Here is a 23,041-nt window from a genome sequence, read left to right as displayed (position 1 = left end):
CGGATCAGCCCAGGTGCCCGGCCATGCGTTCGTGCATGGCGGCACTTGCCTCGTTCATCCCGACGATGTCGACCGTCTTGCCGCGGCCCGCGTACTTGGCGGTGATCGCCTCCAGCGCGGCGATCGTCGAGACGTCCCACAGGTGGGATTCCTTCATGTCGATCACGACGTTCGCCGGATCCAGCGCGTACTCGAACTGCGTGTAGAGGTCGTTGGACGAGGCGAAGAACAGCTCGCCGTGGATCTTGTAGGTGACGGTGTCGCCGCTCGGATCCAGGCGGCGCTCCACCGTGGCGAAGTGGGCGACGCGGCGGGCGAAGAGCACCATCGCGGAGAGCACGCCCAGGCCCACGCCGATAGCCAGGTTGTGCGAGAAGACGGTCGCCACCACGGTGATGACCATGACCGCGGTTTCGCTCTTGGGCATGCGGCGCAGGCTCGAGGGCCGGATGCCGTGCCAGTCGAAGGTCGCCACCGACACGAAGATCATCACGGCCACCAGCGCGGCCATGGGAATCAGCGAGACCACGTCGCCGAACACCACCACAAGCACCAGCAGGAAGACGCCGGCCAGGAACGTGGAGATGCGCGTCCGCGCCCCGGAGCCCTTCACGTTGACCATGGTCTGGCCGATCATCGCGCAGCCGCCCATGCCGCCGAAGAACCCGGTGACCAGGTTTGCCACGCCCTGGCCCCAGGCCTCGCGGGTCTTGTTCGAGCGCGTGTCGGTCACGTCGTCGACGAGTTTCGCCGTCATCAGGGATTCCAGCAGCCCCACGAAGGCCACGGCCAGCGCGTAGGGGGCGACCACCTGGAGGGTCTCGAAGTCGATCGGGATCCGGGGCAGGAAGAGGGATGGCAGGCTGCCCGGCAGCGACCCCTTGTCCCCGACCGTGGGAACCACGGCGCCGCTGAGCACCGTGATGAGCGTGAGCACCACGATCGCCACCAGCGGTGCCGGGACCGCGGTGGTCAGCCTCGGCAGCCCGAAGATGATGGCCAGCGCCAGGGCAAGCAGCGGGTAGACCAGCCACGGGACTCCCACCAGCTCGGGGAGCTGGGCGATGAACACCAGGATCGCGAGCGCGTTGACGAAGCCGACCATGACCTGGCGCGGGATGAAGCGCATGAGCTTGGCGACGCCGAGGACCGCCAGCAGGATCTGGAAGACCCCGGCCAGCAGGATCGCGGCCACCAGGTAGTGGATGCCGTGGCTTGCCACCAGCGGGGCGATGACCAGGGCGACGGCACCGGTCGCCGCGGAAATCATTGCGGGGCGGCCGCCGGTGAAGGCAATGGTCACGGCCATGGTGAACGCCGAGAACAGCCCCACCCGCGGGTCGACCCCGGCAATGACGGAAAACGCGATGGCCTCGGGTATCAGCGCGAGCGCCACCACCAGCCCGCCCAGTACCTCGATGCCGAGCAGCCTGGGGTGGCGCAGCGTGCGCAGCACCGACTGGCGTTCCTCGGGCGTCGGCGCGGCCGCGATCTGGGAAGGCATGAGTGATGTCCGTTCGAAAATTGGTTGCTTCGCGTGGTCGCCGGCTGCGGGGCCTCGTCCGCGAGAAGTGTGGGCGGGATTCCGGGCACGGACGCGCTGCGGGGGGTCAGCCCAATTCTAGGGGAGCCGGGTGCGTCGCGGGCGGTCAATGTGTCGGATCGGATAGTCCGGATGAAGACCGAAACCGGGACCTGTCGCTTAGGATGAGGATTCAATTGCCCGCCGCCCTGTTGGTGCGGGTGGCGTCCTTGGAAGGCCGGCCGCAGCCGGCGCCTCGCCGCAGCGGGGAATGTGCAACGTGAACGAGGGGGAGGACGGCATGGGGGCCGCATCCGGTCGACAGGTCACGCATCCAACCCTGGCGAGATTCCTGGCCTGGGACGACGGAACCTGCAGGCTGCTGTTTATCCGCGCTGCCGCGGGCACTGGCCGCGGAAATTTTGCGCGCTCGTGGATCGGCGAACGGACCGGGGAAGTGCTGGATTGGTCCGGGGGGGGAATCAACGAGGAAACCGAGGTGGACCTGCTGGTCCAACGGCTTCGCGCGGAAGCCGGGCTGCACCTGGCCGTCATCCTCGCGCCGGCCGCCTCCCTCTGGGACCTGGCGTCCAGAACCCCGTGCCTGGTGGCAAAACACCGCGATCTTCTGCTGGATGCCGGGGAGACGGCGCAGTTTGTTGGCCCCGGCCCGAACCCCGAGCGGGACGATGCGCGTCGCATCCACGAGTTGTCCGGCGGGTGGCTCGCGGCGACCCAGGCCCTGGCGGCCGACCCGAAGGCCCGCGTCCGTGCCCAGCAAATCATCCGCAACGGCCTGGCGGTCTGGCTGGCCCACCGCGACCCCGACGGGGCGTTGTCCGAGGCAGGATTCCTGCCCGCCTTCGACACGCGCACCGTCGAGGCCTTCTACGGGGAATTTTCCCCGGTGGTGCACACCCTGGAGGAGCTCGTCGAGGCGGGCCTGGTGCAGGCGGATGGCCGCGGCGGGTGGATGATGCCGGCGATGGTGCGGCAGGTCCTGGTGGAACGGGTCGGGCTCCGCGGTCGCGAGCCCGTCGCCGTCCTGGAACTGGCCGCCGTCAACGCGATGGCCGTGACCCGCGGGGTGGGAGAGGCGGCGGATTCGGCCGTGGCACGCCGCAGCTGGCCGGCCCTGCTGAACCTGCTGCTTGATCGCTGGGCGGACATCCTTCTCGACAATCCCCGGCAATTGGCCGTTGTTGCGGCCAAGGTCCCGCGCTTCATTGCCGAGCAGACCGAGTACATGCGCGTCGGCATGCGGCTCCTCGGGCAGGCGGACCGTGACGGGATGACCCTCCAGCTCCCGGGATTTGAACCCGACTACGCCAGGAACCACACGGCCCGGCAGCTGCGGCGGGACACGGAGAGGCTCTACGCCAAACCCAACACCCACGCCCTGACCGTGGGCATGCTGGAGATGCTCCACCTGCGGCAGTCGGGGCTCTACCCGGAGGCCGCGGACGCCGCCCACCGTCTCCGTGAGGCGCTGCACCGCGCCCTTGATGCCCAGAGGATCAACCCGACCCTGGCGTCGCTGATCGAACTCCAGGCCGGCATTTCGCTGTACCTGGCCGGCCACGATGCCGAGGCGCGCCAGGCCTACGAACGGGGATTCCACTGGGCGCAGGCCTCGGGCAAGGCCTTCCTGCTGGCGGACGTGGCCGGAAAGATGGCCCTGATGGAAGTCCTGGAAGGCGACAGTGCCGCCGCATTGCGCTGGATGGCCGCGCACGATGCCGCCATCGGGGAAGTGGTGTGGGGCCGGAGCATGGTGGAGCGCACCGCCGCGATGGCACGTGCCTACCTGGCCCTGGCCAGGCTCGACTACCCCGGCTTCAATGAGGCCATGGAAGCGTTGCCTCCGAAACCGGACAACGACGAATTCTGGTGCGTGCATGCCCACCTGCTGGCGCTGCAGAAGATCAATGCCGGCATCTTCGATGCGGCGACGACGATGATCGCATCACTACGCCGGGAGCGCCGCTTTGCGGCGGCTGCACCCCTGGCGCAGAGGCTGTTCGACGACATTCTCATGCTGGCCGAGATCCTGGAACGAGGCTCCATGCGAATCGGAACCGGGGTCGAAAACAGGGATCCGCTGCTGCTTGCACTCGGACACCTGCTCAACGGGAATCCCGACGCCGCGCTGGCCGCCCTTCAGGACATCCAGCTCACCGGTGGCCTGCGTCGGCGTGGCAACGTGGCGCTGTATTTGGATCTCGCCGCCCGGAACCCCCTGGGCCCGACTCCGGAAACCTTGCGGCGCGTGCAGCTGATGCATCGGGACTCGGGGGTTTTGTACGACCTCGCGATCCTGGGCATGGTTCCCGGGTGGTCCGAGGTGGGCATGACCCTGGACCTTGAGCCCGAGGAATTCCAGCGACTCGGGTTCGTGCTGGACCTGGCGCCCGCCACGTTGCCCAGGCGCCCGGTGCTCAGTGCGCGCGAGCAGCAGGTGTTGCGGCAATTGCGTGCCGGAATGACCCGTCGCCAGATTGCCGAGACGGACTTCCGGTCCGAAAACACCGTCAAGTCCCAGATGCGCAGCCTCTACCGAAAGCTGGAAGCCTCGGACATGGACCAGGCGCTGGAGAACGCGCGGGCTTGGGGGCTTTGAGCCCGGGAAGTCATCCCTACAGTTGCCTGCCGGTTTCCAGTTCCGTGCCGATCAGTCGTGCCGCGCGGGCAACTTTCTCCCCGAAGTCCCTGCCGGGGGATGCCTCAACCCGGCTGAGCGGCATGGCCAGGCAGAGCGTGGCGATCATTTGGTCGCGGAGCATGACTGGTGCGCTGACCGATCCCAGCCCGGGGGTACGCCGTCCCACCGATTCAACCCACCCGTGTTTCGACACGGATTCCAGTGCCTCGGGGTCATGGGAAAGTAGCCGGCCGCTCGAACCGTTGGGCAGCTCCAAAGCCGAACCCGCCGGAAGCGTTGCCTTCAATTCGTGCTGGCTGTCCATCGTCAGTCGGCAAATGCGCCGTTCTCCCCGTCGGATCCACAATTGGGCAGTCTCCCCGGTGGCATTGCGCAGCTCGGTCAGGATCGGCTGGGCAACAGATTCCAGTGCGGTGCGCACGAAGCGGTGGCCCAGCTTGAAATCTCCGTCATCATTGCGGCGCAGAAAGCCATACTCCGCCATGGACAGGGCCAACCGGTGGACAGTCGACACCGATAGGCCCGTGCGCCGTGACAGCTCGCTGGCCGAAGCCGAGGAATCATCCACGGCGTCAAGGACCAGGGCGACCCGTTCTAACATGCGGTTGCTGGTGGATGCCGCCTCTGTCATGACTGTTTCCTTCGAGTTCGATTAAGCGAGATGTATCCGGGCCCATGTTATGTGACGCGCACTTCGGCGAAGCAAAACCGCTTTCTGACGTTGTGGTTCGCAGCCTGGCAGAGCGCGAGGAGAGGTCCAGGCGAGAATCCCGCCCCCCAGACCCCTTGCTGTGGGCTGGATCACTTGCTATGGTCTTCCTGCCCACAGGGAATCATATCCCACCTGGTGGGAAATCTTGATCGAGTCACCGAAAAAAGGGCCTAGAACATGACTGAAAATCTCCACCTCCCGGGCAGCACGCTGCCGCTCGAGGGAATCCGCGTGCTGGAACTGGGAAGCTTCATCGCCGCCCCGTTCGCGGCACGGCTATTCGGTGACTTCGGGGCCGAGGTCATCAAGATCGAAAAGCCCGAGGGCGGCGACGAACTGCGCGACTGGCGCAAGACCCGCGGCACCACCTCGATGCTCTTCCGCACCATGGGCAGGAACAAGAAGTCCGTTGCCTTGGACCTGCGCAGCGAGCTGGGCCGCGAGGCCGTCCTGCGGATCGTGGCCAAGACCGACGTCGTGATCGAGAACTTCCGCCCGGGGACGCTGGAAAAGTGGGGATTGGGTCCCGAGGAGCTGCACGCTGCAAACCCGAATCTGGTCATGGTCCGCATTTCCGGTTACGGCCAGACCGGTCCGTACAAGAACCGTGCCGGGTTCGGCAGCTCCGCCGAGTCCTTCGCCGGCCTGCGCTACATCACCGGCGAACCGGACCGCCCGGCTGGCCGCGCGGCAGCCAGCGTCGGGGACACCGTCTCGGGCCTCTACGGCGTGATCGGCGCGCTGATGCTGATGTTCCAAAAGGCGCAGGGCGTGAAGAGCGAGGGCCCGCAGATCGTCGACGTCGCGCTCTACGAGGGCGTCTTCTCCCTGCTCGAGTCCCTGGTCCCCGACTATGATGCCTATGGCATGATCCGCAAGCGCACCGGTGGAGCGCTGCCGGGTGTCGTGCCCACCGGTTCCTACCTGTGCGGGGACGATCTGGAGGTCGTGATCGGCGGCAACTCCAACTCCGTTTTCATCCGGCTCATGAAGGCCATTGGCCGTGAGGACCTCGCTGCCGACGAAACCCTGCTGGCCACCGAGGGACGCAGCGCCCGGGAGGAGGAGCTCAACGGAGCCATCGCCGGCTGGACCGGCGCGATGCCGTTGGCCGACGTGCTCACGGCGTTGGATGCCGCCGGCGTCCCCGCCGGACCGGTCTACGACGCACCCTCGATCGCCAATGACGAGCACTACCTGGCCCGCGACATGATCCAGACCCACGAGGTCATCATCGAGGACGAGCCGGAACTGATCCGCTTCCCGGGCGTGGTTCCCAAGCTCCCGGGCCATGAGGGCCGCGTGAACTGGGTCGGCCCGGAACTCGGGGAACACACCGACGAGGTGCTCAGGGACCTGGCGGGCCTGAGTGCCGAGGAAATCCACTCACTCGGCGTCAGGGAGGCCAAGTAACATGCGGATCCAGATCACCGATGTCTTCCTGCGCGACGGCCTGCAGGACGAAAACGTCATCGTCTCCACGCCCGACAAGCTGGCCATCGCCGGTGCCCTGATGGAAGCCGGAGTGGCCCGGATCGAGGTCGCCTCCTTCGTGAACCCGGCCCGCGTGCCGCAGATGGGCGACGCGGTCAAGGTCCTGGCAGGCCTCCCCACCGACACCGGCGCGACCTTCACCTCCCTGGTGCTGAACGGCAAGGGAATCGTGCGGGCCGTGGCGGCCGGTGCCACCGACATCCAGGTGGTGACATCCGCCAGCCAGGCACACAGCAGCGCAAACGCCGGAAGTAGCATCGAGCAGGCGCTCGCATCCCTCGCAGCGGACGTGGCACTGCACCCCGAAACCAACTTCTTCGCCGGCATCTCCACCGCCTTCACCTGCCCCTTCGAGGGCGAGATCGAGCCGGACCACCTGGTGCGCGTGGTCCGTGGATTCAAGGCCATGGGAATCACCCAGATCGGTCTGGCCGACACGCTGGGCACCACTCCCACTGAACGCCTCATGGCCAGCCTGCGCCATGTTCAGGACGCGGAACCCGACCTGACCTACTACCTGCACCTGCACAACGCCCACGGCCAGGCGCTTGCGACGGTTGATGCCGCCATTGCCGCGGGGATCACGCGCTTCGACAGCGCCCTGGGCGGCTACGGCGGATGCCCCTTCGCACCGGGGGCCGCCGGAAACCTCGCCACCGAGGAACTCGTGGCGCACCTGCACGCGGCGGGCCACGAAACGGGCATCGACGAACCCGTGCTCAACCGGGCCGTAATGCTGGCCCGGAAAGCCGTCTCCAACTCACCGGCCTTGCCTGCCGGCGCCCTGACCGGGCACTAGATCCACCTGCCACCCCATCCACCGCACGCCGGGAAGCCTCCGCATGGAGCCGGTGCGCCCCATCATTCTGTGAGGACGAAGATGTCTCAGATTGAAAACCCCACGACCCTTGACGACGAGCGAAACGACGATCCAGGCACCCTGCGCCGCGTCGAACCCGGCGTCGGCAAGCTACGCGGCACGCATTTCCCCGGCCCCCGCGGCACCCGGATCGCCAGCCTGCCCGCGGCGCTCTTCCTGGTGCTCGCCGCCATGGTGTTCATTGCCGCGCTGACCGGAAACCTGCCCGATTCGATGCTTTCGGGCTTCGCTGTCACGATCCTCTTCGGAGGCGTGCTGATCTGGATCGGCAACCTGTTCCCGGTGGTGCGCGACTTCGGCCTGCCCACGGTCCTGTGCACCTTCATCCCCGCCACCCTCATGTCCTTCGGACTGCTGCCGGCGAACCTCGTGGAGGTCGTGCAGAACTTCGTCAAGGGCCACGGCTTCCTGGACTTCTTTGTCATCACCATCATTGCCGGTTCCATCCTGGGCATGCCGCGCGCCCTGCTGTTGAAGGCCGGGCCGCGCTTCGCGGTTCCCATGGTCGGCTGCCTGGTGGCGACGTTCGGGCTGGTCGGCCTGCTGGGCGCCGCCACCGGATTCGGGTTCATGGAAGGCATCTTGTTCATTGCCGCCCCGATCATGGCCGGCGGCCTGGGCGTGGGTGCGCTGCCGATGTCGGAGATGTACGCCTCCCGCACCGGCCAGGACTCGGCGACGTTCATGGGCGATTTGATGTCGGCGGTCGTGGTGGCCAACATCGTGTGCATCATCATCGCCGGCATCTACAACGGCCTGGGCAAGACCGGAAAACAGTTCTTCGTCGGGTTCAACGGCCACGGCGAGCTGATGCGCATCAAGGGCAAGAAGTCGGAACTGTCGCTGCCGCCCAAGCGCGAGGCCTCCTCGTTCATTGCCCTGGGCAAGGGGCTGCTCTTCGCCGGCGCATTGTTCATCTTCGGGCAACTGGTCGGATCCTACATCGAGGTCCTCCACCCCTACGCCTGGACCATCATCGCCGCGGCCGCGGTGAAGATCTTCGGCTGGCTGCCCAAGGACATCGAGGAATCCACCGCCGACTGGGGCGACCTGGTGGGCGCCACCATGGTCCCGGCGCTGCTGGTCGGGGTGAGCATCAGTTACATCAACATGGAAGAGGTCGTGACCTCGCTGAGCAACCCGAAGTTCATCATGTTGACAGTTGCCACGGTGCTGATCGCCACCCTGACCTCCGGCATCCTGGGCTGGCTCATGAAGTTCAACTTCGTCGAAGCGTCCATCACCCCGGGCCTGGTCATGGCCGACACCGGCGGCAGCGGCGACGTGGCGGTGCTCAGCGCCGCGAACCGGATGCACCTGATGCCATTTGCCGCGCTGACCAACCGGCTCGGCGGCGCCCTGGTGCTCTTCGTGACCTCGTTGCTGGTGCCGCTGCTGGCCATCGCATCCTGACCCCCTGGTCTTCACAACAACAGAAAGAACATCATGACCACCATCATTACCCTCGCCGGCAAGGCCCCCGCCATCGATGAATCGGCGTGGCTGGCGCCAACGGCCGCCATCGTCGGGAACGCATCCGTGGGCGCCGGCACCGGCGTCTTCTACGGTGCGGTCATTCGCGCCGACATGGAATCCATCGGCATGGGAGCGCACAGCAACCTCCAGGACAACGCGGTCCTCCATGCGGACCCGGGCTTCCCCGCCCGCATCGGCGACTTCGTGAGCATCGGCCACGGAGCCGTGCTCCACGGATGCACCGTGGGCGACGGCGCCCTCGTCGGAATGAACGCCACCATACTCAACGGCGCGGTGATCGGCGAGGGCTCGCTCATCGCGGCCAGCGCGCTGGTGCTCGAGGGGACCGTGGTTCCGCCGCGTTCGCTGGTTGCCGGGGTCCCGGCCAAGGTGCGACGCGAACTCACCATCACCGAGGTGCAGCATTGCCGCGCCAATGCCGAGACCTACGTGGAACTCACGAGGCAGCACGCCGCCGCGACCGCGGAGGCGCTCGCCGACCGCGCGTAGCCACAAAGCCGCCGGAGTCCGCCGGACGCCGATGCATGAAGGAGTCGGGCCGCCGCCGATCCCCGGGATCGGCGGCGGCCCGGTTCCTGGCTGTTTGTTCCAGGGGCGGGTAGATGAACATTCAGGTTTAAATTACTTGAAGCATCAACAAAATTGGTTTATGCTGGACCCATGACCACTTCAGCCGATCGCCCCCCGGTACTCTTCCTCTCCCACGGTGCGCCGCCGCTTGCCGACGACGCCACCTGGACCGCCGAGTTGGCGGCATGGTCGGGGGCCATGGAGAAGCCCAAGGACATCCTGATGATCTCCGCGCACTGGGAGAACGCGCCGGTGTCGCTGAGCGCCACCCACCGCAAGCAGGAGCTGGTCTACGACTTCTGGGGCTTCCCGCAGCACTACTACGACGTGCGCTACGACGCCCCGATGGCGCCCGAGCTGGCGGACGAGGTCGCACGGCTGACCGGCACGCACGGCCACCACGTGGAACGCGACGAGACCCGCGGCCTGGACCACGGCGCCTACGTCCCGCTCAAGGAGATGTTCCCCGATGCGGACGTGCCGGTGGTGCAGATGTCGATGCCAACGCTCGACCCCCAGGGCCTGTTCGAGCTCGGGCAGACGCTGGCCCCGTTGCGCGACCGCGGAACCATGATCATCGGCTCCGGCTTCACCACGCACAACCTGCGCTGGTTCAACCCCGCCGGGGGACCGGACACGGCTCCGCCGGCGGCATCCAGCGAATTCGACCACTGGGCACAGGAGGCCATGGCCCGAGGCGACGTGGATTCCATCCTGGACTTCCTGCACAAGGCCCCTGCCGCACGGGAGGCGCACCCGCGCTCGGAGCACTGGGCCCCGCTCTATGTCGCGCTTGGCGCCGCCCATGCATCGGGCGGCATCGAGGCCAAGACCGCGATCGACGGCTTCTGGTACGGGCTGTCCAAGCGCTCCTGGTCGCTCACCTAGACATTGCTAGGGTGCTCGCGAACGCCATCGCGGTGTCCCAACGGAAAAGCCCGCAAGCAACGATTCGTAGCTTGCGGGCTTTTCCGTAGTAGCCGGGCGCATGCCGGGCGCATACCGGGCATGGGTCGGGATCCTCGTGGCCTACTTGGCCAGGGCCGGTTCCGGCTGCGCGTCAATCTCGAGCGGGGCCCGCTTGGCAGCCGCGGGGATGCACGCGGCCACGATGGCGGCGACGATGGAGATGCCGGCGCCGAGAATCAGGGCAACGCGGAATCCGGATTCCGAGGGGACGGAAACCCCGCCGAAGTCGGTGGTCATCTGTGCCAGGACCAGGCCGATGACCGCGGCGCCGGTGGTGGTGCCCAGCGAACGCATCAGCGTGTTGAACCCGTTGGCTGCGGCGGTTTCACTGCGCGGAACGGCACCCATGATGATGGCCGGCATGGCGCCGTAGGCCAGGGCCACGCCGGCATTGATGACCAGGCCGGTCGCCAGCAGGCCCCACGTGCTGCCCATGCCCAGCAGTCCGACGCCGTAGCCGAGCGCGATGACCACAACGCCCAGCACCAGGGTGAACTTGGGGCCGCGTGCGTCGGTGAGCCGGCCGCCCACGGGGGAGAGCAGCAGCATCATGAGTCCCGCCGGGGCCATCCACAGGCCGGCGGCGAGGATTGACTGGCCCAGGCCGTAGCCGGTCTCCGCGGGGAGCTGCAGGATTTGCGGCATGACCAGCATGCTCGCGTACATTCCGAAACCGACAAAGATCGATGCGAGGTTTGTCAGCAGCACGCGGGGGATGACGGCTGTGCGCAGGTCGACCAGCGGATCCTCGGTGCGCGTCTCCCAGATGCCCCAGAGCAGGAGGGCGACCACCGCAAGGGCGAACATGCCCAGCGTCAACGGTGCGGACCAGCCCCACGAGGATCCCTTGGAAACGGCGAGGATGAGGGCGACCAGGCCGACGGTCAGCCCAATGGCGCCCAACCAGTCGAAGCGCTGGCCGGCTGCACCGGCGGGCAGTGCCGGAATGAATTTCCAGATCGCCAGCACGACGATCAGCGTGACGACCGCGCTGCCGAAGAACAGCGCCCGCCAGTTCGAAAATTCAACAACTGCCGCGGCAATCGGCATGCCGATCGCGCCGCCGACGCCCATCGTGGCGCTGACCGTGGCGATCGCCGCGGACAGCCGTTCCTTCGGAACGAGGTCGCGAAGCATGGCGATGCCCAGCGGCACCATGCCCGAACCCAGTCCCTGCATGGCACGGCCGACGATCATGACTTCCACCGTGGGGGCGATGGCGCACACGATGGCACCCAAAATCAGTGGCATGGCCAGGACCAGGATCATGCGGCGTTTGCCGAACAGGTCACCCAGGCGGCCCGAGATCGGCACCGCCACGGCGGCGGCCAGCAGTGTTGCCGTGATGATCCAGGCAGTGTTCGATGCCGAGGTGTTGAAGATGGTGGGGAGCTGGGGGATCAGCGGCGTGACCATGGTCTGGGTGATCGACGAGGCAATGCCGGCGGAGGCGAGGACGCCAACGACTAGACCCGAGCCCTTGGCGCCGGCCGATGTTTGTTTGGACACGAGGGCCTTTCAGAGCAAATGTGTAGAATACATATTATGTTCATAATACACATCGCGGTAAGATCATAGGATCCGAAAGGGAAAGTGAGCCAATGGAACGCCGCATCGCGGACATTGAATACGAGCAGATGCTGCTCAGTCGTTTTACGGTCGCCCAGCATCGGAATGGCGACGGGCTCGACCGTAGCGTCTACCTGTTGATGAGCCGCATCGACGGGCAGGGTCCCATGTCGATCGGCGAGCTGAGCACGGTCTTCCGCCTTGATCCCTCCACCTTGCAGCGCCAAACCACCGTGGCGGTCCGTGAAGGCTTCCTCGAGCGTGTTCTCGACCCGACCGGCAGCGTTGCGCGCAAATTGGCCCTGACGGCCCTGGGGAAAACGCGACTCGATGAGGTGCGAGATCACTCGGTGAGCGCCCTCGAAAGCATCCTGGCCGACTGGCCGGATGAAGACGTCAACACATTTGCGGAATTGATGCACCGGTTTAATGCCTCGATCGAGGAATACCGGGATTTGAAGGCCAAGTAGCAGTCGGGAGCCGGCCGAAGCCGCTGCAGCTCCCCGCAGGAGAACATCCGTGAGGTGTTCCCTGCGCGGAGCCGCGGCGGGAGAAATGCTGCTGTCGGGAAGAACCTAGGCTCCCTTGGTTGCCAAGTCGCTGGCCGCTGCCAGGATTGCCGCGCTCGGCGACGTGGCGGGTCGGCCAAGGGCGGTTGCCAGGTCGTTGCCCTCCACGAGGAGCTCGCCACGGGAGATGCCGCGATCGCTGTCGGCCAGGATCCGGGCGAAGGGCTCGGGCACGCCGGCGCCAGCCAGCAGTCGGGCGAAGTCTTCCTCCGGCAGGTCCTGGTAGGTCACGCTCTGGCCGGTGGCGGCGCTGACCTCGCGGGCCAGGTCCTCGAGGGACATCGCCTCGCCACCCAACTCGTGGACGGTGCCCGCCTGGCTGTCGGCCAGCAGGATCGCCGCGGCTGCCTCGGCCAGGTCCGCCCGGGTTGCGGCGCTGACACGACCCTCGCCCGCGCTGCCGAAGACCGAGCCGTGCTGCAGGTAGCCCCCGAGCTGGTCGGTGTAGTTCTCCAGGTACCAGCCGTTGCGCAGCATGGTGAAGGGAACCCCGGACTCGCGCAGTGCCTGCTCCGTGGCCTGGTGGTCGGCGGCGAGGGCCATGGTGCTGGTGTCCGCGTTGGCGATGCTGGTGTAGGCCAGAAGCTCGACACCCGCATCCTTGGCGGCCTCGATGACGTTCAGGTGCTGGGGGACCCGCTGCGAGCCGGGCTCGTTGCCGGAGACCAGCAGCACCTTGTCGATCCCGTCCATGGCCTCGCGCACGGATACCGGGTCGGAGTAGTCAATCGTGCGGGTCTGGACGCCCAGCCCGGCCAGTTCTTCGAGCTTGGCGACGTTTCGGCCTGCCGCCACGATCTGCCCGGCGGGGACGTTGCGCTCGAGCAGGGATTCAACGACGAGTCGGCCGAGCTGGCCGGTGGCACCTGTAATGAGGATGGTCATGGGGTATTCCTTTCGAGGATGAACTGAACTTCCTCTCATCACAACTGAGCGCCAATTCGATTACTTCCCAAAAGAGAGTACGCACTTTAAAGTAAGCTACTTTCATGTCGGTAACCAACACTCCCCAATCGTCGGCCGACCCGGCACCCGCCGCGGTTTTCGAGGCCGGTTGCCCGAGCCGGACGGTCCTTGACCACGTCACCAGCAAATGGGGCGTGTTGATCCTGGTGTCGTTGGCGCAAGGGCCGTTGCGCTGGAGCGAATTGCGCCGCCGGGCCGAGGGCATCAGTGAAAAGATGCTCGCGCAGACGCTGAAGACGCTCGAGGCCGACGGCTTCATCCACCGCGAGGCCCAGCCGGTGATCCCGCCACGCGTCGACTACAGCCTCACCGAACTGGGACAAGGGCTGGTACAGCAGCTGATGCCGCTGGTCGTCTGGATCAGCGAACACGCCGACGACATCGTAAACGGATAGAACTCCGCCGGCACGCGGGGCTCAGGCCAAGACGTTCACGGGTGCCCCGGCCGACCACGCGGCGATGTCCTCGACCGCGCCGGTGTAGAAGATCCGGAACTGGTCCTCCGTCACGTACCCCAGGTGCGGGGTGGCGATCACCCCGGGGGTTTGGAGCAGCCGGTTGTCAGCGGGCAGGGGTTCGACGTCGAACACGTCGAGTGCCGCCAACGCCGGTGCGCCGGCGCAGAGTGCCGCAACCAGCGCATCCTCGTCGACCATGGGGCTTCGCGAGGTGTTCACGAGGATCGACCCGGGTTTCATCAGCGCCAGTTGCTTCTCGCCGACCACCTTGGTGGTGCGCTCGGAGAGTTTCAGGTGGATGGAGAGCACGTCGCTTTCGGCGAAGAGCCCGTCCCGGTCGACCCATTCGACCCCGACCTCGGCGGCGCGGGCCGGAGTCAGGTTCTGGCTGTGGGCGATGACCCGCATCCCGAAGGCCTGGCCGATCCGGGCGACCTGGCTGCCCAGGTTTCCCAGGCCGTAGACGCCGAGGGTCTTTCCCGACAGCCCGATGCCGAGGGTCTTCTGCCATGGCTGGGAGGCAGTTCGCGGCCGGCCGGCCGAGAACATTTCCACGTCCAGGCGCCGGGCAGCTGCCAGGATCAGCGCCCAGGTGTGTTCGGCGGCGGCCGTCGGGCTGCCCGCGGTGCCGCACACCGTGATGCCCAGCTCCTGCGCCGCATCCAGGTCGATCGAGGCGTTGCGCATGCCGGTGGTGACCAGTAGCTTGAGATTCGGCAGGCTGCGCAGCCGGGCGCCGGTGAACGGTGTGCGTTCGCGCATCGCCACGATGACCTCAAAGTCCTGCAGGGCACGGCAGACGGCGTCGTCGCCATGACCGAGGAATTCGGTGAAGAACGTGGGCTCGCCGGGCAGCGAATCCCAGTCTGCCAAGGATCGGACGGCGTTCTGGTAGTCATCGAGGATCGCTATGCGCATGGCTTCATAGTAGGCGGGCCAGCCCATCAGCGACGAAGCGCTCCAGCCAAGATGCCAGCCACCAGCATCAACACGCGCGGCATCCCTGCACGATCAACCGTGAAGGGATGCCGCTCGTGGCGATGCTTCGGGTTCAGGAACCGGGGGGCTAGACGCCGAGCCTCTCGGAGTCGAGTTTCGTTGCTTGGCTCTTTGCCGCCTTGCCATGGCGGAAGTGCTGGATGGCGGTAATCAGCAGGGTCAGCGCGAGAAGTCCGTAGAGCACCAGGGTAACGGGGCTGTCGACCAGGGTGGATAAGTCTCCTTCGGAGACCGTCAGTGCACGGCGCAGTTCCGTTTCGGCCAGGGGGCCGAGGATCACGGCGATCAACACCGGAGCGATCGGGAACTTGTACCGGCGCATCATGAATCCCAGCATTCCGATGGCCAAAAGGATCCATAGGTCGATGATGGAGGAACTGATTGCGTACACGCCGAGCACCGACAGCACGGTGATCCCGGCGTAAAGGTAGTGCCGGGGAATGAGCAGAAGCTTGGCCCAGAGCACCGCAAACTGCATGTTCAGGATCAGCAGGATGACCAGGCCGATGAACAGCGAGGCGAGCAGGGTCCAGACCATCGGGCCGCTGCGTTCAAAGAGCAACGGGCCCGGCTGCATGCCGTACTGCTGGAAGGCAGCCAGCATGATGGCAGCGGTCGCGGAGGTGGGCAGGCCGAGTGCGAGCAGGGCGCCCATGGCCGTTCCGGCGGTGGCGTTGGCTGCCGCTTCCGGGGCCGCGACACCGCGGATCGAGCCGGTGGTGCCGAACTCGGTGTCGCCATTGCGGGCAGCGAGCTTCTTTTCCGTTCCGTAGGCAAGGAACGTGGGTACCTCGGACCCGCCTGCCGGGATGACGCCGAAGGGAACGCCGAAGGCCGTGCCGCGCAGCCAGGCCGGCATTGCCCTGCGGATATCGCTCAATTCCAGCCGGGGCTTGCCCTTGGAGGCGACTCGCACGGCCTGCTCGTCACGATGGATGCGTGATGCGATGTGCAGGACCTCGCCCAGCGCAAGCATTCCCACGGTAATCACGACAATCGACATGCCGTCAAAGAGCTCCGGCAGGCCCAGGGTGTAGCGGACGGTTCCGGAGGGTCCGTCAACGCCGACCAGGGCCAGGACCAGGCCAAGTCCCAGGGAAAGCAGGCCCTTGACCACGGAATCGGAGACCACGGAGGAAATCGCGAGGAAGGCGAAGACCGCCAGCGCGAAGTATTCGGCCGGACCAAATGCGGTTGCCATCTTCACGAGCAACGGGGCAAAGAAGACCACCACCGTTGTCGCGATGAGGCCACCGATGAAGGCGCCCGTGGCGGCCGTGGCCAAGGCCTTGGCGGCTCTGCCGTCCAGGGCCATGCGGTGGCCCTCGAAGGTGGAGGCGATGGCGGAAGAATTTCCGGGGGTGTTCAGCAGGATCCCGGAGGTCGAATCGCCGAAGAGACCGCCGTAGTACACGCCGGCGAACATGATGAACGCGGCAGTCGGGTCAAGCGAGAACGTGATCGGCAGCAACAGGGCCACGGCCATGGCCGAACCCAGGCCGGGCAATACGCCCACGGCGGTGCCGAGAATGGCCCCGATGAGTACCCACAACAGGTTCATGGGCGTCAGTGCAGCGGAAAAGCCCTCCATGAGCATGCTCAACTGTTCCATGTCAGATCAGTCCTTCCAAGAAACCGGCGGGCAGGTTGAGGCCGAGGGCCGCATTGAAGGCCAGTTGGATGGCCGAGGAGAACAGGATGGAAATGCTGAGGTCGAAGAGCGGACGTCGGCTTCCCAACGCGCGGCAGACGATCCAGAACAGGCCGGCGGCACTGAGGATCCACCCCAGGACGGGCAGGGCGAGGATGAACGCGGCCACTGCCCCGACCACCATGCCCAGCGTCTTGAAGTCCGAGTACGTCTTCCGCTTTCCGACGGCTGTGGGCGGCGCGCCAGGACCGTAGATGCTTTTGCCCTCGGTATCGGAGAGGTCTCCGAGCAGATCCGCGGAAAAATCCGGGCTCTGCCCCTCGCTGTCTTCATGTGGAAAACGCCGAGTGCGCAGGATCTGGATGGTGTGGATCGACGCCATCAGGAACAACAGAACGCAGACGATCGTGGGGAAGAACTGTGGGCCAGGAACGCTGGAGCCCGTCACCTTCATGGTGGCTGTCCCGTAGGACAGGAAACCTGCCAGTGCGAAGACCAACGCCGGAACGATCAGCTCGCTGCGCCCCGACCAGAAGCCGGTGATCCGCACGGCGTAAACGTCGGTTGCACCCGCACGGTCGGCGGGGGAAATTTCTTTTGTCTGGCTCACAGTCCCAGCCCTTCCACGATGTCCTTGGTGACGGTGACCTCGGAATCGATGAAGTCCTCGAATTCCTGCCCGGTCATGAAGCTGTCGGTCCAGCTGTTGCGTTTGAGCGCGTCCTGCCAATGCTTGGTCTGGCGGTATTCGGTGACGATGTCCACGAGCTCCTGCTCTTGTTCCTCGGTGATGCCCGGTGCAGCGGCGACGCCGCGCCAATTGGCCATTTCCGCGTCGACCCCCTGCTCCTTGAAGGTGGGAATCTCGACACCCGGGAGGCGTTCGCCCGCGGAAATCGCCAGTGCCCGCAGGGTTCCGGCTTCGATTTGATCGGCGACCTCGTTGTAGCCGGACATGCCGGCGACAGTGGTTCCCGAGAGCATCGAGGTCAGTGCCTCGCCGCCGCCCGAGTAGGCGATGTAGTTGGTGAGCTTCGGATCGATGCCGACCTTCTGAGCCACCAGGCCGGTCAGCAGGTGATCGATGGATCCCAGTGAGCCCCCGGAGATCGAGGTTCCGCCCGGGTCTTCCTGCCAGCGTTTGGTGAACTCATCCAACGTCGCGAATTCCGAGTCCGCGGGCACCACCAGCACCGCGTAGTCATCGGCAAGCCGGGCGATGGGCACGATGTCATCGAAGGTGGTCTCGGAATCGGCGAGCTCAATGGCGCCGACCATGACGCCGCCGGTCATCATCAACATGTCGTGGCGGCCCTTCATCTGAACGAATTGGCTCAGCCCGATGGTCCCGCCGGCCCCCGGGACGTTGACGACCTGGGCGTTGTTGACCACGCCGCCTGACTTCATCGCTTGCTGGGACTCGCGTGCAAATCCATCCCAACCACCGCCGGGCGCAGCCGGCGCCATGAGGACGAGTTTGGACCGCGCGGTGGTCTCGCCGCCGTTTGCGGCTGCATTGACCAATGCCAGACCCGTCACGACAGCGACGACGGTGCCGTATAGGGTCTTCTTGAATATGCTCTTACTCATGTTCATCCGTAATCTCATGGGGTGGTGGACGGGCGTCGTTGGCGTGTCCCTCGGCAATCAAGATGTCAGAGAAGTGATGTGGAGCACAGTAAAAACGTGCTTTAGGTCATAAGAACAATAAAGAAAACAAAGTCAACCAACAGGCGGAAGGGGACCGAGGCGAAGTGCGTTCCGAGTCGAAGTATCGTCGCCGGGCACAATTGCTGGCCTTGCAGCTGGGCATTGTGCTGGGCCTCATGAGCGCGGTGTCGGTCGTGATCCTGGTCTTTGAGGACCATCGGACCCAGGAGGTGGCCTTTGACCGGGTTCACACCGTGGCGGTGCAGATGGCGGCCGAGGAACGGGTGCGCAGCCACTTGGGTGGCCCCGACGCGACAACGGTGATCGCCCCGATAGCCAACCTTGCGACCTCCGTTTCCGGTGTCCAGTATGTGACGGTGGCGAACCGGGCCGGAATCCGGGTGGCCCATCCGGATCCGGAGCGTATCGGGGAGCGCGTGTCATCGGACCACGACCTGGTGCGTGCGGGGGAATCCTTCCGTGGCACGGAGGATGGCCCGCAGGGCGTGACGCTCAGGGCCAAGGAGCCGGTCTGGTTCGAGGGAGAGATCGTCGGAACAGTGTCCGTGGGCATCCTGCAGAGCGAGATTCGCGGCGAACTGCTGGAAATTGTCGGGACGGTGGCGCCCTGGATTCTTGGTGCGGCGGCCTTGGGGACCGTTGCCTCGGCGCTGGCCGGGCGCCTGGTCCGGCGAAGGATCTACGGGGTGGAGCCGGAGGCTGTGGCCGGCCTGCTGCAGTCGCAGCAGGCGCTGCTTTTCAGCGTGCACGACGGGGTTCTTGGTGTTGGTTCCGACGGGCGGCTCACCCTGGTCAACGACGAGGCGCGACGGTTGCTGGGGTTGGCCGGGGATGTCGTCGGCGCCAAGGCCGTGGATGTGCTGGATTCGAACGTCTACGCCCAACTCAACAGCGAGGCCCCCGAGGCCGAAGAGACCCAATACGTCCTCTCCGGGGAGCGCATCTTGGTCGCTACTCGTCGCGAAGCGCTGGCTGGCGGGAAGTCGTTGGGTCGGACCCTGACCCTTCAGGATCGGACCGAATTGGAGGCGACGTTGCGTGAGCTGAAGGGGCAACGCGGCCTTGCCGATGCCTTGAGCTCGCAGGCCCATGAATTCGCGAACCGGTTGCATGTGCTCTCGGGCTATCTATCGTTTGGGGAGCCGGGGGAAGCTGCGGCCTACCTGGAACGGATCAGCGGAGCGGCCCGTGAGGTCGAGATGGGCAACCTGAAGGACCCCGCACTTTCGGGGCTCGTGGGGGCCAATGCTGCCGTCGCCCGCGAATCCGGGGTGCGGCTGGTCGTGGATCCCGAATCGGATATCGCGCCGGGCTGGCGGGTTGATGAGGATATCCTGACCGTGGTGGGGAACCTGCTGAGCAATGCCATCGAGGCCGCCGGTGACGGGGGATCGGTGCGGCTGCTGGTCAACGCGGGCCCGGGCCATGTGCGTATTTGCGTGGAAGACAGCGGGCCGGGCATCGCACCGGACGAGGTGGAAATGGTATTCCGCCGCGGGGTGAGCAGCAAGGGCGGAGCCGGATTGAGGCATGGCATCGGCTTGGCACTGGTCGACCGGGTCATCCGGCGTCGTGAGGGGTCGGTGGTCGTTGCCACCGGGGACCTGGGCGGGGCATTGATCACCGCCCACTGGAAATGGTCGGGAGCAAGGACGCTGCCGGGAAATGTAGCGGGAGAACTGGCATGATCAAGACCCTGATTGTCGATGACGACCCGGATGTCGCCCTCCTGCACGCGCGCTACGTGGCCGCGCTCGAGGGCTTTGAGGTCGCCGGCGTGCTGCAACGCGGCGGGCCGGTCTTGGCCTTCCTCGAGGAAAACCAGGTCGACCTGGTGCTGCTGGATGTGCACCTTCCGGACATGAATGGGCTACAGGTGCTGGAGGATCTGCGCGGCAGCGGATACGACACGGGGGTCGTGATGATCACCGCCGCCAGTGAGCGCGACATGGTGCGCTTTGCCGTCGGTCGAGGCATTGATGACTATCTGGTCAAGCCCTTTACCGTGGCCGATTTCAACCAGCGGCTCGAGGCGTTTCGGGCCTCGAGATCACAATTGACCGCCCGGGTCGAGCCGAGGCTGGACCAGGGGGACATCGATTCGATGCTGCGTGCGGGAATCCCTGATCGGCATGTTGGCGTCACGGCCGCGCCCGCGGTGGTGGAGGCGGGTGCCGCAGGTGCTGGTGCGGGCGCGCCGAGCGCTGCGACCTGGACGGCCAACGTACCGCTTCCCAAGGGATTTTCCCTGCCGACGGTTGAGCTGGTGGGCCAGGCCCTGCGTGGGGCTGCGGGGCGGGGCGGCGCCGGGGACCTGTCGGCCAGCGAGGTCTCCGAAAGCTGCGGAATTTCCAGGGTGAGTGCCCGGCGGTACCTGGAGATGATGACCGAACGCGGGCTTGCCGAACTGCGACCCAAGTATGGTGCGCCCGGACGCCCGGAGCACCGCTACCGCCTGGTCGGGAAATAGCGGGACCCCGAGGGGCGGGAAATATCGAGAGGAACGACTCTCTGGCGCATTTTGTATATTTGTGTATACACTCGTATCCATAGGCACCGAGCAGGGTTTCGACGCAGGGAGATGCGAGATGAGCAGCACAGTAAACGAAGCAGGCACCGCCAACGTGGCAGACGTGATCGTCGTCGGCGGCGGAAACGCAGCCTTTACCGCGGCCCACGCCGCGGCCGAACGCGGACGCAAGGTCCTGCTGCTGGAGAAGGCCCCCCAGGAGCTCTTTGGCGGGAACAGCTACTACACCGCCGGCGCCACTCGCATCGCCCACGACGGGATCGAGGACCTGCGCGATTTCATCGAATTCGATGAACGCCACGCCGTCACCGAAGTCCCTCCATACTCCGCAGCCGAATACGCGGCCGACCTCGTGAAGGTCACCGAGGGACGCAACGACCCCGAACTCACCGAGGTCATGGTGAACGAAGCAGCACCGGGGTTGCGCTGGCTCCAGAGCCTGGGCCTGAAGTACCGACTGATGTACGAGCGCCAGGCCTATGAGCGCGAAGACGGCAGCTACCTCTTCTGGGGCGGGCTGCATGTCGGCAACGTCGGCGGCGGCGAGGGCCTGATGGCCGACCACGTCGCCGTCGCGCAAAAGCTTGGCACCGAGGTCCGCTATGGACAGGACGTCTTAGACCTCCTCCTTGAGGACGGCACCGTCAAGGGCGTCAAGGTTCGCACCGCGGACGGAAGCGTTCAGGAACTGCGCGCGGAATCAGTGATCCTCGGCGCCGGCGGTTTCGAGTCGAACCCAGAAATGCGTCGCGAGCACCTCGGTGAGGGCTGGGAAAACGCGAAGATCCGAGGCACGGCCTTCAACAAGGGCGAGATGATCATCGCCGGCCTGGCCGCCGGCGCTGCCAAGGGCGGGGACTGGGGAACCTGCCACTCGGTGCAGTGGGATGCGTTCACCGCCAAGAACGAGTCCAACCGCGAGCTGACCAACCGGTTGACCCGCCAGAGCTATCCGCTGGGCATCATCGTGAACAACCGCGGCGAACGCTTCCTGGATGAAGGCGAAGACTTCCGCAACTACACCTATGCCAAGTACGGCAAGGTCATCTTGCAGCAGCCCGATTCCGTCGCCTACCAGATCTTCGACGCCACGCTGCGCCCGATGCTGCGCACCGAGGAATACGACATGCCAGGGATTTCGGTGGAAACGGCAGACACCATCGAAGAGCTGGCAGTGAAGATCGGTGTGGATGCTGCATCCCTGTCCCGGACCATCACCACCTACAACGACTCGATTGATGTCTCCAAGACCTTTGATCCGACCGTCAAGGATGGCCGTGCGGCCGACACCGTCCCGCCGAAGTCGAACTGGGGACACCCGTTGGTCACCGCGCCGTACTACGCCTACGGTGTCACCTGCGGCATCACCTTTACCTTTGGCGGTTTGAAGTCCGATACCCACGGTCGGGTGTTGGATACCAGCGGTGAGCACCTGACCGGGCTTTATGTGTGCGGCGAAATGCTTGGAGGGCTCTTCTCCTCGAACTACCCGGGTGGTTCGGGGCTTGCCGCAGGAGTCGTGTTCGGGCGACGTGCCGGTACGCTGGCTTAGGCAGGAAATGACGGCGTAGCCCCGAAACGGGGCGGAGGTGGGGTTGAAATGGCGGCAAAAGTGGACTCGGAGACGATCCATGCCGAACTGCGTGCAGAAATATTGCACGGCTCCCACCGGCCGGGCACCGCGTTCAAGGAAGTTGCCCTGGCCGGCCGCTTCGGCGTCTCGCGCACCCCGGTGCGCGAGGCGCTGGGGCGTCTGCAGCAGGAGGGGCTGCTTGAACGCGGAACCCGTGGGCTCCAGGTCAGGGACATTACCCCGGAACAGCTCATGCAGGTCTATGACCTGCGGGTGCTGTTGGAGGGGCAGGCTGCGCTGGAAGCTGCAGCCGCACGGACCGAGATGGACCTCATTCGGCTTGAAGGGCTGGTCGAACGCGACAGGGCCCTGACGGATCCCGATGACCAGACACGCCTGTTGACCAATATCGAGTTCCATTCAGCACTCTGGACCGCGGCACACAACCCGATCCTGAAGGACCTGCTCGACCGCTTGGCGACGCATCAGATCCATGCCCCGTCATCAACCCTGTCCATCGGATCCAGGTGGTCCGAATCGCTGGACGAGCACGCCGAAACCGTCGGGTTCATCCGCAACCGCGACGGCGCCGCGGCGCAGGAGCTCATGCGTCGACACATGAGCGAGGCCCGCAGGATCCGACTGTCCCTCTTTGGCCAGATCGGCCTGCCCAACCGCTGACGTGCCCCCGGGGACCCTGTTCGGCCCCGGGTGGGCCCCGCATTCATGGCCTTCGCAATCCTCCTGCC

General features: G+C 65.8%; 20 protein-coding genes. 12 read left to right on the top strand and 8 right to left on the bottom strand.

Annotated elements, in window-relative coordinates:
• Window positions 1–4: 4 nt before the first annotated feature.
• Entirely contained in the window at window positions 5–1,504 is a 1,500-nt protein-coding gene (locus tag ACFY5D_RS10865; protein ID WP_387529067.1) for a SulP family inorganic anion transporter, read from the bottom strand.
• A gap of 298 nt (window positions 1,505–1,802) precedes the next feature.
• On the opposite strand from ACFY5D_RS10865, the gene ACFY5D_RS10860 reads away from it, so the two are divergent.
• Window positions 1,803–4,142, top strand: coding sequence for a response regulator transcription factor (locus ACFY5D_RS10860; protein WP_387529064.1), 2,340 nt, complete (start codon window positions 1,803–1,805; stop codon window positions 4,140–4,142).
• Window positions 4,143–4,158: 16 nt separating this feature from the next.
• On the opposite strand, the gene ACFY5D_RS10855 is transcribed toward ACFY5D_RS10860, so the two are convergent.
• Window positions 4,159–4,815 (bottom strand): IclR family transcriptional regulator, encoded by a 657-nt coding sequence (locus ACFY5D_RS10855; RefSeq protein WP_387529061.1) that lies wholly within the window; start codon window positions 4,813–4,815, stop codon window positions 4,159–4,161.
• A gap of 258 nt (window positions 4,816–5,073) precedes the next feature.
• On the opposite strand from ACFY5D_RS10855, the gene ACFY5D_RS10850 reads away from it, so the two are divergent.
• The 5 genes from ACFY5D_RS10850 (at window position 5,074) to ACFY5D_RS10830 (ending at window position 10,225) form a co-directional block, all read left to right on the top strand.
• The gene (locus tag ACFY5D_RS10850; RefSeq protein ID WP_387529059.1) at window positions 5,074–6,309 is read left to right on the top strand and encodes a CaiB/BaiF CoA transferase family protein; all 1,236 of its coding nucleotides are present in this window, start codon (window positions 5,074–5,076) and stop codon (window positions 6,307–6,309) included.
• Window position 6,310: 1 nt separating this feature from the next.
• Window positions 6,311–7,189, top strand: a complete 879-nt coding sequence (locus ACFY5D_RS10845) for a hydroxymethylglutaryl-CoA lyase (RefSeq protein ID WP_387529056.1) — start codon at window positions 6,311–6,313, stop codon at window positions 7,187–7,189.
• An 81-nt stretch (window positions 7,190–7,270) separates the two neighbouring features.
• Window positions 7,271–8,683, top strand: a complete 1,413-nt coding sequence (locus tag ACFY5D_RS10840) for a 2-hydroxycarboxylate transporter family protein (protein ID WP_387529053.1) — start codon at window positions 7,271–7,273, stop codon at window positions 8,681–8,683.
• 33 nt (window positions 8,684–8,716) lie between these two features.
• Window positions 8,717–9,256 carry a gamma carbonic anhydrase family protein gene (locus ACFY5D_RS10835; RefSeq protein WP_387529050.1) on the top strand — a complete coding sequence of 180 codons (540 nt, stop codon included), beginning with the start codon at window positions 8,717–8,719 and terminating at the stop codon, window positions 9,254–9,256.
• A 171-nt stretch (window positions 9,257–9,427) separates the two neighbouring features.
• Window positions 9,428–10,225, top strand: a complete 798-nt coding sequence (locus ACFY5D_RS10830) for a dioxygenase (protein WP_387529047.1) — start codon at window positions 9,428–9,430, stop codon at window positions 10,223–10,225.
• Between the two features lie 141 nt (window positions 10,226–10,366).
• Here ACFY5D_RS10830 and ACFY5D_RS10825 read toward each other — a convergent pair whose 3' ends face one another.
• Complete coding sequence (locus ACFY5D_RS10825; RefSeq protein ID WP_387529044.1) at window positions 10,367–11,815, bottom strand: MFS transporter; 1,449 nt, start codon at window positions 11,813–11,815, stop codon at window positions 10,367–10,369.
• A 92-nt stretch (window positions 11,816–11,907) separates the two neighbouring features.
• Between ACFY5D_RS10825 and ACFY5D_RS10820 the strand changes: the two genes are divergently transcribed.
• Entirely contained in the window at window positions 11,908–12,345 is a 438-nt protein-coding gene (locus ACFY5D_RS10820; RefSeq protein ID WP_387529041.1) for a MarR family winged helix-turn-helix transcriptional regulator, read from the top strand.
• A gap of 105 nt (window positions 12,346–12,450) precedes the next feature.
• Here the strand turns inward: ACFY5D_RS10820 and ACFY5D_RS10815 are convergent, their stop codons facing one another.
• A complete protein-coding gene (locus ACFY5D_RS10815) occupies window positions 12,451–13,329 on the bottom strand; it encodes an SDR family oxidoreductase (protein WP_387529038.1) in 879 nt (292 codons plus the stop codon).
• A gap of 104 nt (window positions 13,330–13,433) precedes the next feature.
• Between ACFY5D_RS10815 and ACFY5D_RS10810 the strand changes: the two genes are divergently transcribed.
• Window positions 13,434–13,805, top strand: coding sequence for a winged helix-turn-helix transcriptional regulator (locus ACFY5D_RS10810; RefSeq protein WP_387529035.1), 372 nt, complete (start codon window positions 13,434–13,436; stop codon window positions 13,803–13,805).
• A 21-nt stretch (window positions 13,806–13,826) separates the two neighbouring features.
• Here the strand turns inward: ACFY5D_RS10810 and ACFY5D_RS10805 are convergent, their stop codons facing one another.
• The 4 genes from ACFY5D_RS10805 to ACFY5D_RS10790 all read right to left on the bottom strand — a co-directional run bounded on the left by ACFY5D_RS10805 (window position 13,827) and on the right by ACFY5D_RS10790 (window position 18,108).
• On the bottom strand, window positions 13,827–14,786 hold the full coding sequence (locus tag ACFY5D_RS10805) for a D-2-hydroxyacid dehydrogenase family protein (protein ID WP_387529032.1): 960 nt from the start codon (window positions 14,784–14,786) through the stop codon (window positions 13,827–13,829).
• Window positions 14,787–14,934: 148 nt separating this feature from the next.
• On the bottom strand, window positions 14,935–16,479 hold the full coding sequence (locus ACFY5D_RS10800; RefSeq protein WP_387529029.1) for a tripartite tricarboxylate transporter permease: 1,545 nt from the start codon (window positions 16,477–16,479) through the stop codon (window positions 14,935–14,937).
• A gap of 1 nt (window position 16,480) precedes the next feature.
• A complete protein-coding gene (locus tag ACFY5D_RS10795) occupies window positions 16,481–17,128 on the bottom strand; it encodes a tripartite tricarboxylate transporter TctB family protein (RefSeq protein WP_387529026.1) in 648 nt (215 codons plus the stop codon).
• Window positions 17,125–18,108, bottom strand: a complete 984-nt coding sequence (locus tag ACFY5D_RS10790) for a Bug family tripartite tricarboxylate transporter substrate binding protein (protein ID WP_387529023.1) — start codon at window positions 18,106–18,108, stop codon at window positions 17,125–17,127. The genes ACFY5D_RS10795 and ACFY5D_RS10790 overlap by 4 nt, the downstream gene beginning before the upstream one ends.
• 164 nt (window positions 18,109–18,272) lie before the next feature.
• Here ACFY5D_RS10790 and ACFY5D_RS10785 point away from each other — a divergent pair, with 164 nt between their 5' ends.
• The 4 genes from ACFY5D_RS10785 (at window position 18,273) to ACFY5D_RS10770 (ending at window position 22,973) form a co-directional block, all read left to right on the top strand.
• Window positions 18,273–19,877: an ATP-binding protein gene (locus ACFY5D_RS10785; protein WP_387529020.1), complete on the top strand. Its 1,605-nt coding sequence runs from the start codon at window positions 18,273–18,275 to the stop codon at window positions 19,875–19,877.
• Window positions 19,874–20,659, top strand: coding sequence for a response regulator (locus ACFY5D_RS10780; protein ID WP_387529017.1), 786 nt, complete (start codon window positions 19,874–19,876; stop codon window positions 20,657–20,659). The genes ACFY5D_RS10785 and ACFY5D_RS10780 overlap by 4 nt, the downstream gene beginning before the upstream one ends.
• 118 nt (window positions 20,660–20,777) lie before the next feature.
• Complete coding sequence (gene tcuA / locus ACFY5D_RS10775) at window positions 20,778–22,271, top strand: FAD-dependent tricarballylate dehydrogenase TcuA (protein ID WP_387529014.1); 1,494 nt, start codon at window positions 20,778–20,780, stop codon at window positions 22,269–22,271.
• Window positions 22,272–22,319: 48 nt separating this feature from the next.
• Window positions 22,320–22,973: a GntR family transcriptional regulator gene (locus ACFY5D_RS10770; RefSeq protein ID WP_387529011.1), complete on the top strand. Its 654-nt coding sequence runs from the start codon at window positions 22,320–22,322 to the stop codon at window positions 22,971–22,973.
• Window positions 22,974–23,041 lie beyond the last annotated feature (68 nt).

The organism is Paeniglutamicibacter sp. NPDC012692 (genome assembly GCF_042901625.1).
Lineage (GTDB): Bacteria > Actinomycetota > Actinomycetes > Actinomycetales > Micrococcaceae > Paeniglutamicibacter.
Note: the sequence above shows the minus strand (reverse complement) of the source record. Positions and strands in the feature narration are given on the sequence as shown.